Source organism: Maribacter sp., assembly GCF_016744255.1.
Taxonomy (GTDB): Bacteria; Bacteroidota; Bacteroidia; order Flavobacteriales; family Flavobacteriaceae; genus Maribacter_B.
In genome coordinates this window covers 1-13,400 of sequence record NZ_JADGES010000094.1, presented here as the reverse complement: position 1 = coordinate 13,400, position 13,400 = coordinate 1, and the positions used below count along the sequence as shown (strand labels likewise).

At 34.7% G+C, this 13,400-nt stretch carries 14 protein-coding genes; 12 read left to right on the top strand and 2 right to left on the bottom strand.

Features of this window, described 5'->3' with window-relative positions; genetic code table 11:
* Positions 1–167: 167 nt before the first annotated feature.
* A complete protein-coding gene (locus QZZ51_RS13575) occupies positions 168–1,055 on the bottom strand; it encodes an AraC family transcriptional regulator (RefSeq protein WP_291870573.1) in 888 nt (295 codons plus the stop codon).
* Positions 1,056–1,259: 204 nt separating this feature from the next.
* On the opposite strand from QZZ51_RS13575, the gene hemA reads away from it, so the two are divergent.
* From hemA to QZZ51_RS13525, 10 genes are read left to right on the top strand one after another with little or no spacing between them, the layout of a single operon-like run.
* Positions 1,260–2,519 (top strand): glutamyl-tRNA reductase, encoded by a 1,260-nt coding sequence (gene hemA / locus QZZ51_RS13570; RefSeq protein WP_291870570.1) that lies wholly within the window; start codon positions 1,260–1,262, stop codon positions 2,517–2,519.
* The gene (hemC, locus tag QZZ51_RS13565) at positions 2,512–4,092 is read left to right on the top strand and encodes a hydroxymethylbilane synthase (protein WP_291870568.1); all 1,581 of its coding nucleotides are present in this window, start codon (positions 2,512–2,514) and stop codon (positions 4,090–4,092) included. The genes hemA and hemC overlap by 8 nt, the downstream gene beginning before the upstream one ends.
* A 26-nt stretch (positions 4,093–4,118) precedes the next feature.
* Positions 4,119–5,144: a uroporphyrinogen decarboxylase gene (gene hemE / locus QZZ51_RS13560; protein WP_291870566.1), complete on the top strand. Its 1,026-nt coding sequence runs from the start codon at positions 4,119–4,121 to the stop codon at positions 5,142–5,144.
* A 42-nt stretch (positions 5,145–5,186) separates the two neighbouring features.
* Positions 5,187–5,966: an EI24 domain-containing protein gene (locus tag QZZ51_RS13555; protein WP_291870564.1), complete on the top strand. Its 780-nt coding sequence runs from the start codon at positions 5,187–5,189 to the stop codon at positions 5,964–5,966.
* Positions 5,956–6,495: a GNAT family N-acetyltransferase gene (locus tag QZZ51_RS13550; protein WP_291870561.1), complete on the top strand. Its 540-nt coding sequence runs from the start codon at positions 5,956–5,958 to the stop codon at positions 6,493–6,495. Before QZZ51_RS13555 ends, QZZ51_RS13550 begins: the two co-directional genes overlap by 11 nt.
* 2 nt (positions 6,496–6,497) lie before the next feature.
* Positions 6,498–7,136 (top strand): hypothetical protein, encoded by a 639-nt coding sequence (locus tag QZZ51_RS13545; RefSeq protein ID WP_291870559.1) that lies wholly within the window; start codon positions 6,498–6,500, stop codon positions 7,134–7,136.
* Positions 7,133–8,035, top strand: coding sequence for an oxygen-dependent coproporphyrinogen oxidase (gene hemF, locus QZZ51_RS13540; protein WP_291870557.1), 903 nt, complete (start codon positions 7,133–7,135; stop codon positions 8,033–8,035). Before QZZ51_RS13545 ends, hemF begins: the two co-directional genes overlap by 4 nt.
* Positions 8,036–8,044: 9 nt before the next feature.
* A complete protein-coding gene (locus QZZ51_RS13535; RefSeq protein WP_291870555.1) occupies positions 8,045–8,203 on the top strand; it encodes a hypothetical protein in 159 nt (52 codons plus the stop codon).
* Positions 8,203–8,595 carry a YchJ family metal-binding protein gene (locus QZZ51_RS13530; RefSeq protein ID WP_291870553.1) on the top strand — a complete coding sequence of 131 codons (393 nt, stop codon included), beginning with the start codon at positions 8,203–8,205 and terminating at the stop codon, positions 8,593–8,595. The genes QZZ51_RS13535 and QZZ51_RS13530 overlap by 1 nt, the downstream gene beginning before the upstream one ends.
* Positions 8,596–8,641: 46 nt before the next feature.
* On the top strand, positions 8,642–9,220 hold the full coding sequence (locus QZZ51_RS13525) for a hypothetical protein (RefSeq protein ID WP_291870551.1): 579 nt from the start codon (positions 8,642–8,644) through the stop codon (positions 9,218–9,220).
* A 1-nt stretch (position 9,221) separates the two neighbouring features.
* Here the strand turns inward: QZZ51_RS13525 and QZZ51_RS13520 are convergent, their stop codons facing one another.
* Positions 9,222–11,858 (bottom strand): DEAD/DEAH box helicase family protein, encoded by a 2,637-nt coding sequence (locus tag QZZ51_RS13520; RefSeq protein ID WP_291870549.1) that lies wholly within the window; start codon positions 11,856–11,858, stop codon positions 9,222–9,224.
* A 133-nt stretch (positions 11,859–11,991) separates the two neighbouring features.
* Here QZZ51_RS13520 and hemB point away from each other — a divergent pair, with 133 nt between their 5' ends.
* Together hemB and QZZ51_RS13510 are read left to right on the top strand one after the other, a co-directional pair.
* Positions 11,992–12,981, top strand: coding sequence for a porphobilinogen synthase (hemB, locus tag QZZ51_RS13515; protein WP_291870547.1), 990 nt, complete (start codon positions 11,992–11,994; stop codon positions 12,979–12,981).
* Between the two features lie 39 nt (positions 12,982–13,020).
* Positions 13,021–13,400: serine hydrolase (locus tag QZZ51_RS13510; RefSeq protein ID WP_291870545.1), on the top strand; the 380-nt coding region annotated here is incomplete at its 3' end.

Below are 13,400 nucleotides of genomic sequence, written 5' to 3'. Positions count from 1 at the left end.
GCATTTGCAATCGAAATACGGATGTATAGAATACCGTTTATCGGATTTTAAATTAAAAATACCTCCAAAAACACAATAGAGACCTTATGTTTTCAATCTTAAATAAACCACGTAGTCTCTTTTTTTGAATATTACCTCATTATATATCTACTAAAGCAATAAACAAATTATCCGTTAGAAAGTGACATTACATATTTTTTAGGTGTAGTCCCATACTTCTTTTTAAAAGCGGCAATAAAATGACTAGAGGTACTGTAACCAATACGTAAACCTATTTCATTAACATTATGCTGGCCAGATTCTAAAAGACGACGTGCATGTTCCATCTTATAATCGAATAAAAAACTATATACAGAGTCGCCATAAATTTGTTTAAACCCTTCTTTTAATCGTTTTAAACTAATACCCACTTGCTTGGCTAAATCTGGCAAGCTAGGAGGTTCTGCCATTTGGTTAATCATAATTTCTTTAGCCTTACGAATACGCAAAACGTTATCTTCATCTACCAAAAAGGGGCATTGCTCTATATCAGCATCGGTGCTTTTATTAAAATAAAGCGATATTAATTCGTACACCTTACCATTCATATATAATTTTTTTATAGATGGATGCAAGTTGTAATTCATTATCTGACTTAACACTACTGCTATTGCAGGAGACACAGGGTCTTGAGAATAATACTTTTTTTCTTTAAATTCTTGACTTAAAAAAGGGATATAATTGGCTTCACTAGAAAATAAGGAATGGAATTTTTGGATAGTCATTACAACAGATACCAACCACGAATTAGGGTGCAACTCTAAATTCATAGGTAAATCTACTTGGGTATTATATAGCAAAAGAGAATTTTCTTCTGATACGTCTAAAGCATAACGACCCTCATTAAAAACAAACTTAGCATGCCCCTTTAAACAAAAGTGGAATTGAATAAATGTGCTATTAATATCTCGTATAACTTTTTGTACCTCAGCCGAATCGTTCTGTATTTTTAAGACGTAAAAACCCTGTTCTATCAGCACCTCTTTAAAGGAACCTGAAGCGACATTTTCTTCCATAGCAATTCATTTTATATTTTGAATTTTATTTAGAAACATTCTAAATAAAAACATTTCAAAACCTAATAATCATTACTAAATTAGCTGTTTTCTTCGAAAAACTATCGATAAAAGAACAAAAACCCTTAAAACGATATTTAAAGTTCCTCTAGCGTTACTTTTATCCAAACAATGAAATTATTTTTGCGTGCATTCAAAAATTATATGAAGGACTATCACATTTCCAAACATAATTCTTTTTACACCATTGGTCTTAATTATAAAAAGGCTGATGCCGAAATACGTGGAAAGTTTAGTCTAGATGAAACCTCTATTAATCATCTTTTATCAGATGCAAAAAAAGAGGGCATTGATGGTCTTTTAGTAACATCTACCTGTAACCGTACAGAATTACATGGTTTTGCACAACACCCTTTTCAACTTATAAAGCTCCTTTGCGACAATACTAATGGTTCTATAGAAGAGTTCCAAGAGGTAGCATATGTATACAAAAACAACGATGCTATTTCGCATCTTTTTAAAGTAGGCACTGGTTTAGACAGTCAAATACTCGGAGATTTTGAAATTATTAGCCAATTAAAGCAAAGTTTTAATCGTTCTAAAAAGCTCGAAATTGCAAATCCGTTTATAGAACGTTTATGTAACTCGGTTATTCAGGCCAGCAAAAGAATTAAAAACGAAACACAAATATCATCGGGAGCTACTTCTGTAGCATTCGCATCTGTACAATACATTCTAAAAAACGTTCCAGAAGTTTCTCAAAAAAACATTCTTCTTTTTGGTACTGGAAAAATTGGAAGAAACACTTGCGAAAACCTAATAAAACATACTAAAAATCCTAATATTACTTTAATAAACAGAACCAAAGACAAGGCTGAAAAAGTTGCTGGTAAGTTTAATTTAATGGTAAAAGATTATGGTGATTTACAATCTGAAATTAGAACAACAGACGTACTAGTAGTCGCTACTGGCGCCAAACAACCTACAATCTCAAAAGAACTTATATACCCTAAAAAACCACTTTTAATATTAGATTTATCTATTCCAAAAAATGTAGATAGTTCTGTTGCCGAATTAGAAAACGTTACCGTTATTCATTTAGATCATTTATCGCAAATGACCGATGAAACTTTAGAACGTAGAAAACAATTTATTCCACAAGCAGAAGATATTATTGAAGAGGTAAAACAAGACTTCATTCAATGGTTAGAGAGTCGAAAATTTGCTCCTGTAATTAAAGCTTTAAACAAAAAGCTAAAAACAATGAAGGAAGAGGAATTAGATTACCATTCAAAAAAATTGATTGATTTTAATTCCAAACACGCAGATGCTATCTCTAATCGTATCATTCAAAAAATAACAAAACAATTTGCTAATCATTTAAAGGAAACTGGTAATGACGCAGACGACAGTTTAGAACTAATTCAAAAAGTTTTTCAATTACAAGTAAATTTAAATGAGTAATACTATACGTATTGGTACTCGCGATAGTGAATTAGCACTATGGCAGGCAAATTATGTTAAAAGACAATTAGACGCTTTAGGACATAAAACAAAAATCATCGCTGTTAAATCTACCGGAGATATTATTTTAGACAAACCTCTTTACGAGTTAGGTATAACTGGCATTTTTACAAAAACCCTCGATATTGCGATGTTGAGTGGCGATATTGATATTGCAGTACATTCTATGAAAGATGTACCAACTGCATTACCAAAAGGTATTGTACAAGCGGCTGTCCTAAAACGGGCCAATTCTATGGACATTTTGGCTTTTAACGACAATGAAGAGTTCTTAGGTGCTCCAGAAGCTATTATTGCAACTGGTAGTCTTAGAAGAAAAGCACAATGGCTTAACCGATTCCCTACCCATACCGTAGTAGATTTACGAGGTAATGTAAATAGTAGGATGCAAAAATTAGAAAATAGCAACTGGAACGGAGCTATTTTTGCAGCAGCAGGATTAGACCGTATTAATCTTGAAACAGAAAACACGGTTGGACTTACTTGGATGACTCCTGCTCCTGCGCAAGGAGCATTAATGATTGTAGCCAGGGAAGAAAATGAAGAACTAAGAGAAATCTTAGCAGAGCTAAACCATGAAGCCACGGAAACTTGCGTGACTATAGAACGGGAGTTTTTAAGAACTTTAGAAGGTGGTTGTACAGCTCCAATTGGTGCTTTTGCATACATAAACAAGGAGGATGAAGTTGTTTTTAAAGGAGTTTTACTTTCTAAAGACGGCAAACAAAAAATTGAGGTTGCAAAAACTGTAAAACTAGGGAAGCACTTAACACTAGGGGAAGATTGCGCCAATAAAGTATTAGAAAAAGGCGGGAAACGTCTTATGGGGCAACTTAATCATACTCCAATGCCTGCTCAAGTGTATGCAACCAAGAAATTAACAGCAGAACAAGCACAAATGTTCGATTCTTCTGTAAAAGTAGATTCTGAGGATTTTATAAAAATTAACCTCACCAGAATTCCAAGACCAGTACTAAAAGCACCCCATAAAAACGTTATTTTCACTAGTAAAAATGGCATTGAAGCTTTAATACAGAATGTCACTGCAGGTGAATTACAATTTGATAACATCTATTGTGTTGGCCGTAAAACCAAACGCTTAATAGAAAAACGTATCGGCGAAGTAACATTTAGTGCTCCCAACGCAAAAAAACTTGCTGAATATTTAGCAGATAATTTAGAAACCAAAGAAGTTACTTATTTCTGTGGTGATATTCGTCTAGATGAGTTACCTACCCTTCTTGCTGAAAACAATATTGAGGTTACAGAAATTGAGGCCTACAAAACAACATTAGCACCGAGAGAAGTAGAGAAAGACACTAAAGCAATTTTATTCTTTAGTCCATCTGGAGTACAGAGCTACATGCAAATTAACGATACGAATAAGACTGCTTATTGTATTGGAGAAACTACTGCCGAAGAAGCTAGAAAACATTTTACGGAAGTTAAAGTAGCAGATATGCGAACTGTAGAAAGTGTTGTTGCTTTGGCTAATGCCGATTATCAAAAATAAATACGTACCGAAATTAGAAGTATACTATGTTAAAGAATGATCTATTCCTAAAAGCACTAAAAGGAGAAACTGTAGAGAGACCACCTGTATGGATGATGAGGCAAGCCGGTCGTTACCTACCAGAATTTATAGAAATTCGTAAAAAGTATGATTTCTTTACCCGTTGCCAAACTCCAGAGTTAGCATCAGAAATTACCATACAACCTATTCGTAGATATGGTATGGATGCCGCTATTCTTTTTAGTGATATATTGGTTATACCGCAAGCTATGAATATTGAGGTAGAAATGAAACCAAATTTTGGTCCATATTTACCAAACCCTATTCGCAATCAGAAAGATTTAGATAGTGTTATTATTCCGGACATTCAAGATACTTTAGGGTATGTTATGGATGCTATAAAAATGACCAAAGAAAAACTAAATGATGAAGTGCCATTAATTGGTTTTGCTGGTTCTCCATGGACTATATTATGTTATTGCGTACAAGGGCAAGGAAGTAAAAATTTTGATAAAGCAAAAGAACTTTGCTTTACGCAACCTGTGGTAGCACATTCTTTATTACAGAAAATAACAGATACCACAATTGCATATTTAAAAGCAAAAGTAGACGCTGGTGTAGACGCTGTTCAAGTATTCGATTCTTGGGGAGGCATGCTTGCACCAACAGATTACCAAGAGTTCTCTTGGCAATACATTCAACAAATTATTGATGCTTTAAAAGACGAAGCTCCCGTTATCGCTTTTGGTAAAGGTTGTTGGTTTGCGCTTGGCGATATGGCTAAATCTGGTGCAGCTGCACTAGGTATAGATTGGACCTGCTCTCCTCGCAACGCTCGTTACCTAACCGGAGGAAATATTACCCTACAAGGAAACTTTGACCCTTCTAGATTATTATCTCCACCCGCAGAAATAAAGAAGCTAGTTACCCAAATGATTAATGAATTTGGAAAAGACAAATACATTGTAAATCTTGGGCATGGTATTCTACCGAATATTCCATTAGAAAATGCAAAAGCATTTATAGATGCCGTAAAGGAGTATAAGGCGTAATATTCTGGTGCCCGATTATTTCTTATAATATTATATTTACATATGATAAAAAATATTTTAAAAGGCATAAAGTCTTATACCAATTCTTTTAAGCTAATTGCAGAACTTAAACTTTGGAAATATTTTTTCATACCTATTGGTATTAGCGTTGTAACAGCTATATTCATTGGTTTTATTGCTTACTCTCTATCCGACACTATAGGAGCCTTTATTTCCAAAGTATGGATTTGGGATTGGGGCAAAGAAACGTTTAATACTATTAGTAACTTTTTTGGAGGCGCCACAGTTGTCTTACTAGGCCTTGTTCTTTACAAACATATTGTAATGGCATTATCTGCGCCCTTTATGAGTCCTGTTTCTGAAAAAATTGAAGCACATCTTACAGGGAACATAACGCGTAACCATAGAAAAACAACTTTTAGAGAACAACTATGGCGTGGTATACGTATAAACGTAAGAAACCTTTTTAAAGAAATCCTATTTACAATTCCGCTACTATTGCTAAGTTTTATTCCTGTAATCGGTTTTGTTTCCACCATTTTAATATTTCTAGTACAAGCCTATTATGCAGGTTTTGGGAATATGGACTATACTCTAGAACGTCATTTTAAGTATAAAGAAAGTACTCGTTTTGTACATAAGTATCGGGGTTATGCCATAGGTAATGGTATCGTTTTTATGCTATTTCTATTTATCCCCATAATAGGAATCATTTTAGTTTTACCTTTATCGGTAACTGCAGCCTCTAAACAAACCATTGCTATTTTAGAAAAAGAAGGGCAACTAGCTAACGCAAATAAAAAGAATACCATTGACTCTTAATTTTGATTCTTACTATTTAGAACCCATTCAAGAAAAAGATGCTTGGCGTCTTTGCGATTTTGTAGTTTCTAATGAAGAACGACTTAAACGTTTCTTTCCTGGAACTTTAGCATCCAATTTAACTCCAGAACTCGCTACTCTATTTGCAAAAATAAAGGTGAAAGAGTTCTCCGAAAATGAAGAATTTCTATACACCCTAAAGACAAAATTCGACAGAAGTCTAATAGGCATGGTATATCTTAAAGAACTAAATTGGAAGACTAAACAAGGAGAATTGGCTTATTGCATAGGGTATACACACGAAGGCCAAGGAATAATGACCAAAGCGATTAATTCTATTTCGGAATGGGCATTTACAAGCCAGAAGCTGAAAACACTGCAGATAATTGTTCACAAAACAAATCTAAGTAGTACTAGAATAGCTCAAAAATGCGGTTTTACCTGGCAAAAGACTTTACTTAATGCACATACGCCTCCTAATGAAAAACCATTAGACATGGAGCTATATGAACGATATAGGGCTCTGTAATAATGCATATCATAGAAAAATACGATCGCCAATTTGAATACTTTGGCATATTAATTAATCTATTAATAGCATACCAATTTTATGCTATATGGAGTAACCCAAGCATACACGATGCAGGAGTCGTATCTACATTAGCAGCATTAATGGCTTTTGAATTTATTATGGTTCATTCAGGAGTATTCATGGCCATAATGCCTAAAAAAATATCTCTGTACATCTTGTTCCCTGTGTATGGATTATTTGCGTTAGCATTTAATGCAATGACAGAAAGCAACATCATCCTAATCTCTTACCTATTGGTGATTTTTAATCGCATGCGTTTTGCTTTTTCAGATGTTAGTCCCGCTTTAAAAAAACGAGCAATGTTAACATCTGTTCTTGCAGTTTTAGCCTATTTCTTTCTAATTTTTGCAGTAGTGTTCTCCATGGATTTTATTCCATCTTTGGGTTTAAATAAAGATTTTCTAGAAATATCTGGTTACAATGCCGCCAAAACATCTGGCGGTATATTTATAGACACACCACATATAGCCATCTGTTTTGGACTTATCTATTATTGCATTTTAGTATTAATTGAAGTATTATTACTAAAAAGGACGTTTTCTAATACGCCATCACCTATTAATATGACTGACTTATGAAAGATACTTTTTACGCCTATATTAAAACGTTACAAGATACCATTACTTCTAAACTAGAAGAAGTGGACGGCACTGCTACTTTTAAAGAAGACCTTTGGGAAAGGCCAGAAGGTGGTGGTGGAAGAACACGTGTAATAGAAAATGGAGCTGTTTTTGAAAAAGGCGGCGTCAATATCTCAGCAGTACACGGTGCATTACCAGAAAGTATGCAAAACTATTTTGGCGTTAAAGATGCTGATTTTTTCGCTTGCGGATTAAGTTTAGTACTACATCCTAAAAACCCAATGGTTCCCACTGTTCATGCTAATTGGCGGTATTTTGAAATGTATGATAAAGAAGGTAACATTGTAGACCAATGGTTTGGAGGTGGACAAGACCTTACGCCTTATTATTTGTTTGATGAAGATGCTATCCATTTTCATTCTACCTGTAAAACAGCTTGCGATAAACACCATCCATCTTTTCATAAAAAGTATAAAGAACGCTGTGATACCTATTTTTGGAATGCACACCGTAATGAAGCCAGAGGTCTAGGCGGCCTGTTTTTTGATTATTGCAAAGCAACCGATACCATGAGTATGGAAGACTGGTTTAACTTTGTAACGGAAGTAGGAGATAGTTTTTTAGACGCCTATGTACCAATCGTTATAAAAAGAAAAGAACTCACGTATACCAAGGAACAAAGGGATTGGCAAGAAATTAGACGCGGACGCTACGTAGAATTTAATTTGGTACATGACAAAGGAACCTTATTCGGTCTACGTACCAACGGACGCATAGAAAGTATTTTAATGAGTCTTCCTCCACATGTACAATGGCATTATAACCACCATCCGGAAGAAGGAAGCGAAGAAGAAAGATTACTGCAGGTTTTAGAAACTCCAAAAGATTGGGTTTAATTCTCTATTATGGCAAAAACAGGAAAAGCAAAGAACACGGTAAATAAAGCAAAACATACCAAGCTAATGAACCGTAAAAAGAATAAACTTAAAAAAGAACAAGAGACTAGGAAAGAACGCCTAAAAGCTATTGTTAAACTAAGTAAAGAAAAAACACAAGAAAACTAATGGCAAAAAATTGTTTTTGTGGAAGTTTAAAGTCCTTTACAGACTGTTGTGAAAAAATTCATAATGATATTTTACAAGCCAAGACTGCAGAACAATTAATGCGTTCTCGCTATTCCGCTTTTGTAAAAGCTAATGGCGACTATTTAATGCAAAGTCACCATTCTTCTACCCGACCAATTAAAGATAAAAAAGCTATAATCGATTGGGCAAAATCTGTAAGTTGGATTAAATTAGAGGTTTTAGAAACTTCCAATGGCCAAGTAGACGACACGGAAGGAACGGTTTTCTTTAAAGCTTTCTATTACGAAAATGGAAAAGTGAATAGTATTGATGAAAAATCTACTTTTGTAAAAGAAAATAACCATTGGGTATACCTAGGATTAGCTGAATAAAAACATGCAAAGAAAATCGCACATAATATTTCTCTTCATTAACATCATGGTATTAGGACTAACTTCTTGTAGTTCCAAAAAGCATAAAAGCGATATAGACATTACTTTTACGACAGACACCCTTAATGTTGGTTACACCTATTGGTGGCCAGAATCTGGACCCTTTATAGGGGAATGTGGTGAAGAATATGCTTTAGTATTTTTAGGCACCATTAACAATATAGATGAGCCCACCGATACGGCGGGTCCTTTATACAGTTCCCAAGAAGGGATAATACAAATAGAAAATGTATTTAAAATAAAGGATCTTGGCAAGAATAAATATACCAATCAGAATTATTTTAAATCGGACTGTTTCAATAGTCTGGACTTGACCATAGGCGATAAGGTCCTAGTAGTTTGCTATGATTATGAAGATAATTTTAGCATTCCTGGAAATAAATCTATTCTAAAAGTTTCTGGCCTAGATGACCCGATTGTAAAGTCTATTAAAAAATATATTGATAAAGATTTAAATCCGATAAAAATCAGAAAGGACGTGGACTATTGGAAAAAATACGATTTGGACGGTGGACTAAACCGTATCTTAAAGTGCAAACAGGCAAGCTTGCATTCCACAGATTAATCTATCGCCAAATCACCGCTTTTTTGGTAGGCTTTTCCGTTGCATTGGATATATGCAAGATTCTAGCCTTTAAAAGCAACTGCCTACCTTCTAATTGGCGCGTATAAAGAAGTCTTGCTCCACCTACATGGTCTTTCCAAAATTTTAAAAACAAACTAGCTTTCTCCTTTTTATCTCCAAAAATAGTCGGTACTACAAAATAGCTTTCTATTCCCAAGGTTTTTCGTAACCATCCGCTACGCACTAATAAATAACGAGGGTTCTCTATTGGAGCTACTATTTCTTCCAGTGCCTGAATAAAAACGGAGCTCTCATAATCCGAAGCACCCAACAACATACAGGAAACCGTCCCCATAGCATTTAAATCTGCAACAACACGTAATTCCTTTTCATCCGATGTTAGGTAATCTAATTGAGACATCATAGCTACTACTGCACTCCCCATACTTTCCATATCCTTATGTACTTCTCCGTAAGACACATACAACTTAACCGCTTTCCAAGTTTTAATTCCAAATCCCATTACAAATGCTGTAATTAAAGAATATAAAAAGGTGAGCCATCCTTTGGTCAGAATAACATTGGTATTTTTAAGTAAAAATTCGGGAAGAAAAAAAGAGAGTCCAGCAATAATTTCGACAAAGCTGTAAATCACCATATCTCTATAGTGCACGGCTTTCTGTTTTTTATAATTTCTACTTCCCCTAAAATAGTTCTTTAATTCCCATACCAATCCATTACCCGTTTCAATAGCTGCTTTCCAATTGGCGCTAATTCTTGTTCTCTCTGAAGATGCCTGTAATGCAATATTATTAGCATGCTCAATTGCTTCTTTTGTAATTTCCGGAACACTTCCTATTCTATCTATACCATTTTCAATATAAACTGGGGTATTCGTAGAAACACCCATAAAAGCACTAAAGCGCCGAGTTAAGGTTTCATAGTCGCGCCCGCCACTTACCGAAAAAGGCTCCAAACATGCTAAATGCCAAATAATGGCAGTTTTATTTTTATCTCCTTTTAAAGAACGAATGGCTCGTCCCCGCATCTGATTAGAAGAAACAAAAGAGCCAACAAAAGAAGCCAAGATAAGAGTATTTATTGCTGGAGCATCCCAACCCTCTCCTAAAAAGGATTTTGTCCCTATGAGTATATTAATGTAACCCTCTTGAAAGAGTTCCGTAATCATTTCTACTAGAGATATTCCTTTAGAACTGTCACTTCTTACTATTACAAAATCGGAATCTGACTGCAATGCACTACAACTAATTTTTTCCTCAGGGAAAAGTGTTTCCAATGCCAAAATCACTTGCCTACTAAGTATAACGAGACTTCCTGTAAGTATACCGATTGTTTTTTTATCTACTTTAGCAAATCTAAGTCTATGAAATATGGAAAGAACGCCGAGCTTATCTAGTTCATTGACATCATCTTCTTTTGTATTTAAATATTCTTTCCGGATATAATCGGTAAGTATTACGCCGCGTAAATTTTCTCCTAGATCCGTAAAAGAAGTTTCCGCTATGGTAACAATACTATTTAATTTACTTGGACTTGTTGCCAAGGCTCGGTAAAATGCATCGCCACCAACCAAATCGACCCTTTTTGTTTTTAAAACCCCTAATTTCCTTAATTCCTTTTCCCATAGTTTTAAGAAAGGTTCTTGTTCCATTAATTGACTTCTATCTGTAAAAAACAAATGGTTTAATAAAACATTTAGCCAATGATTATTTAAAGGCGGGAATTCTACTTTCTCTGTTCGGCTAAAACCAAGAACTTTTACTTTTTTAAACGGTATCTCTATACCTGTAGATTGTAAGTAAATTAAAAGAGCTGAAAAATACGTGGGATTCTGATAAATATCATCCAAACAATTTTCGGTCTGGCTATAAAATCGGTGGCTAAGTGCAAAATCACGAAAAGCTACATCATTCTGAATATCCTGTAATAATTGCGCTACCTTCCTTCTAAATTCTACTATAAAATTTATGGTAACAGTATCGGGCATGGAATAATGCACATAATCTTGATGCGGACATAAATCTCCTTCTTTAACCAAATCTGGAATAGCAATTTCATCATCCACAGCACCGCATAACTCAAAATACCGCTGTACCTCTGTACTTCCACTATCATACGGAGGTGTAGCTGTTAAAGCAACTATAGTCTGGTTTTGGTCCAACTTTAAAGCATACAAACATTTCCACCATTCATTCTTTAAGTGATGTGCCTCATCTAAAACCAAAGTTTCTATACCTTGTTCTCTAAAAAACGCCAAGAAATCTTCTTTAGACGCTTGTTTTTTATAAAATGCATGTAGTCCCTGATATGTACTAAAAGTAACATCAGAAGGCTTATAAATATCAAAAGAGCACGCTTTAAAGGTGCTTTCTACCGTGAAAAACTCTTGCAATCTACTTTCCCATTGATTTCGTATCGTCAATGTAGGGCTTAAAACCAATGTTTTCTTCCCAATCTGACGAACAATTTCTAATCCTAATAATGTTTTTCCTGAACCAGGAGGGGCTATAACATGTAAATGATTGTCTTTGATGTGCTCTGTAAAATGACTTAAAAATTTGGCCTGATAAGTACGCCAAGGGTATTTAAACCGTAAAGAAGTAAAGCTGGGGATCAAGAAATAATAGTTTTAAGTTATAAAAGTAACAAATGAATGTTTTAAATACCAATTATATTGGTTAACAAGGTATTTCTATAGGGCATTTTCTTTACTTTGTACCTTTAAAACAAATTTTTAGTAAAACAGCTTTATGTATCCATTAATAAGAAACAGAAGATTACGTAGTACCTCTTCTATCCGTAGATTAGTTCGTGAAACCATAATTACTCCTGATGATTTCTTAGTACCTCTATTTGTAGTCGAAGGCAAAGGAGTTAAGAATGAAATTCCGTCTATGCCAGGACAATTTCATTTAAGCTTAGAAAATTTAGAAAAAGAAGTTAAGGAACTTTGGAGTCTAGGTCTTTGTTCTGTTTTACTTTTTGCAAAAGTACCAGACAATTTAAAAGATAACAAAGGGACCGAAGCATTAAACCCAGAAGGATTAATGCAACGTGCCGTTAAAGCAGTAAAAAATGCATGTCCAGAAATGCTTGTCATGACGGATGTTGCTCTAGACCCATTTTCTATTTATGGACATGATGGTATTGTGGAAGACGGACAAATTTTAAATGATGAATCTACTGAAATACTAGCAGAAATGAGTGTTTCCCATGCTGAGGCTGGTGCAGATTTTGTGGCACCCAGTGATATGATGGATGGTAGAATAATGACCATAAGAGAAGCTCTAGAAGATGAAGGATATACAAACACTGGGATTATGAGCTATAGCGCCAAATACGCTAGTGCGTTTTATGGTCCTTTTAGAGATGCATTAGATTCTGCTCCTGTAGATTCTAAGAATATTCCAAAAAATAAAAAAACCTACCAAATGGATTATGCGAATAGATTTGAAGCTATTCGGGAAACTCAAATGGATATAGACGAAGGTGCCGATATTGTAATGGTAAAACCTGGTTTATGCTATTTAGACATTGTTCGCGAAATTAAAAACGAAGTAGATGTACCTGTAGCAGTATACCAAGTTTCTGGGGAATATGCGATGCTTAAGGCTGCTGCAGAAAAGGGATGGTTAGATCATGATGCTGTTATGATGGAGCAATTAATTGCGATTAAAAGAGCAGGGGCAAATATAATAGCCAGTTATTTTGCTAAAGATGTTGCAAAGTTAATAGGATAAAAAACAGAGGTTGCTAATCTTTTAAATACTAACTTTACTATGTTAGGCACACATATATATAAATATATACTTTTTGGTATTTTTTCAATACAGATTACTGCACAAGAAGGAGTTGCGCCAAAATTACAATTACATTCCCTAGATAAATTAAGGTACGGTAGCCCATCCTCTGTTGGTTTAGACTCTATCTATATATCAAAAAAAGTAGATTCTATCTTTACCCTTGGTATTCAACAAAAAGCATTCCCTGGAGCCCAAGTACTAGTTGCTAAAAATAGTACTATTATTTTTCATAGAGCATACGGGTTTCATACCTATGACAGTCTACAAGCTGTTCATTTAGATGACATCTACGATTTAGCTTCGGTGACTAAAATTTTAGGCCCATTACCAGCACTTATGAAGCTCGTTGATGAAGG

Excerpts from the sequence above, each read along its gene's own strand:
- QZZ51_RS13575 (WP_291870573.1), bottom strand. The coding sequence starts at position 1,055 with ATGGAAGAAAATGTCGCTTCAGGTTCCTTTAAAGAGGTGCTGATAGAA.
- hemA (WP_291870570.1), top strand. The coding sequence starts at position 1,260 with ATGAAGGACTATCACATTTCCAAACATAATTCTTTTTACACCATTGGT.
- hemC (WP_291870568.1), top strand. The coding sequence starts at position 2,512 with ATGAGTAATACTATACGTATTGGTACTCGCGATAGTGAATTAGCACTA.
- hemE (WP_291870566.1), top strand. The coding sequence starts at position 4,119 with ATGTTAAAGAATGATCTATTCCTAAAAGCACTAAAAGGAGAAACTGTA.
- QZZ51_RS13555 (WP_291870564.1), top strand. The coding sequence starts at position 5,187 with ATGATAAAAAATATTTTAAAAGGCATAAAGTCTTATACCAATTCTTTT.
- QZZ51_RS13545 (WP_291870559.1), top strand. The coding sequence starts at position 6,498 with ATGCATATCATAGAAAAATACGATCGCCAATTTGAATACTTTGGCATA.
- hemF (WP_291870557.1), top strand. The coding sequence starts at position 7,133 with ATGAAAGATACTTTTTACGCCTATATTAAAACGTTACAAGATACCATT.
- QZZ51_RS13535 (WP_291870555.1), top strand. The coding sequence starts at position 8,045 with ATGGCAAAAACAGGAAAAGCAAAGAACACGGTAAATAAAGCAAAACAT.
- QZZ51_RS13530 (WP_291870553.1), top strand. The coding sequence starts at position 8,203 with ATGGCAAAAAATTGTTTTTGTGGAAGTTTAAAGTCCTTTACAGACTGT.
- QZZ51_RS13525 (WP_291870551.1), top strand. The coding sequence starts at position 8,642 with ATGGTATTAGGACTAACTTCTTGTAGTTCCAAAAAGCATAAAAGCGAT.
- hemB (WP_291870547.1), top strand. The coding sequence starts at position 11,992 with ATGTATCCATTAATAAGAAACAGAAGATTACGTAGTACCTCTTCTATC.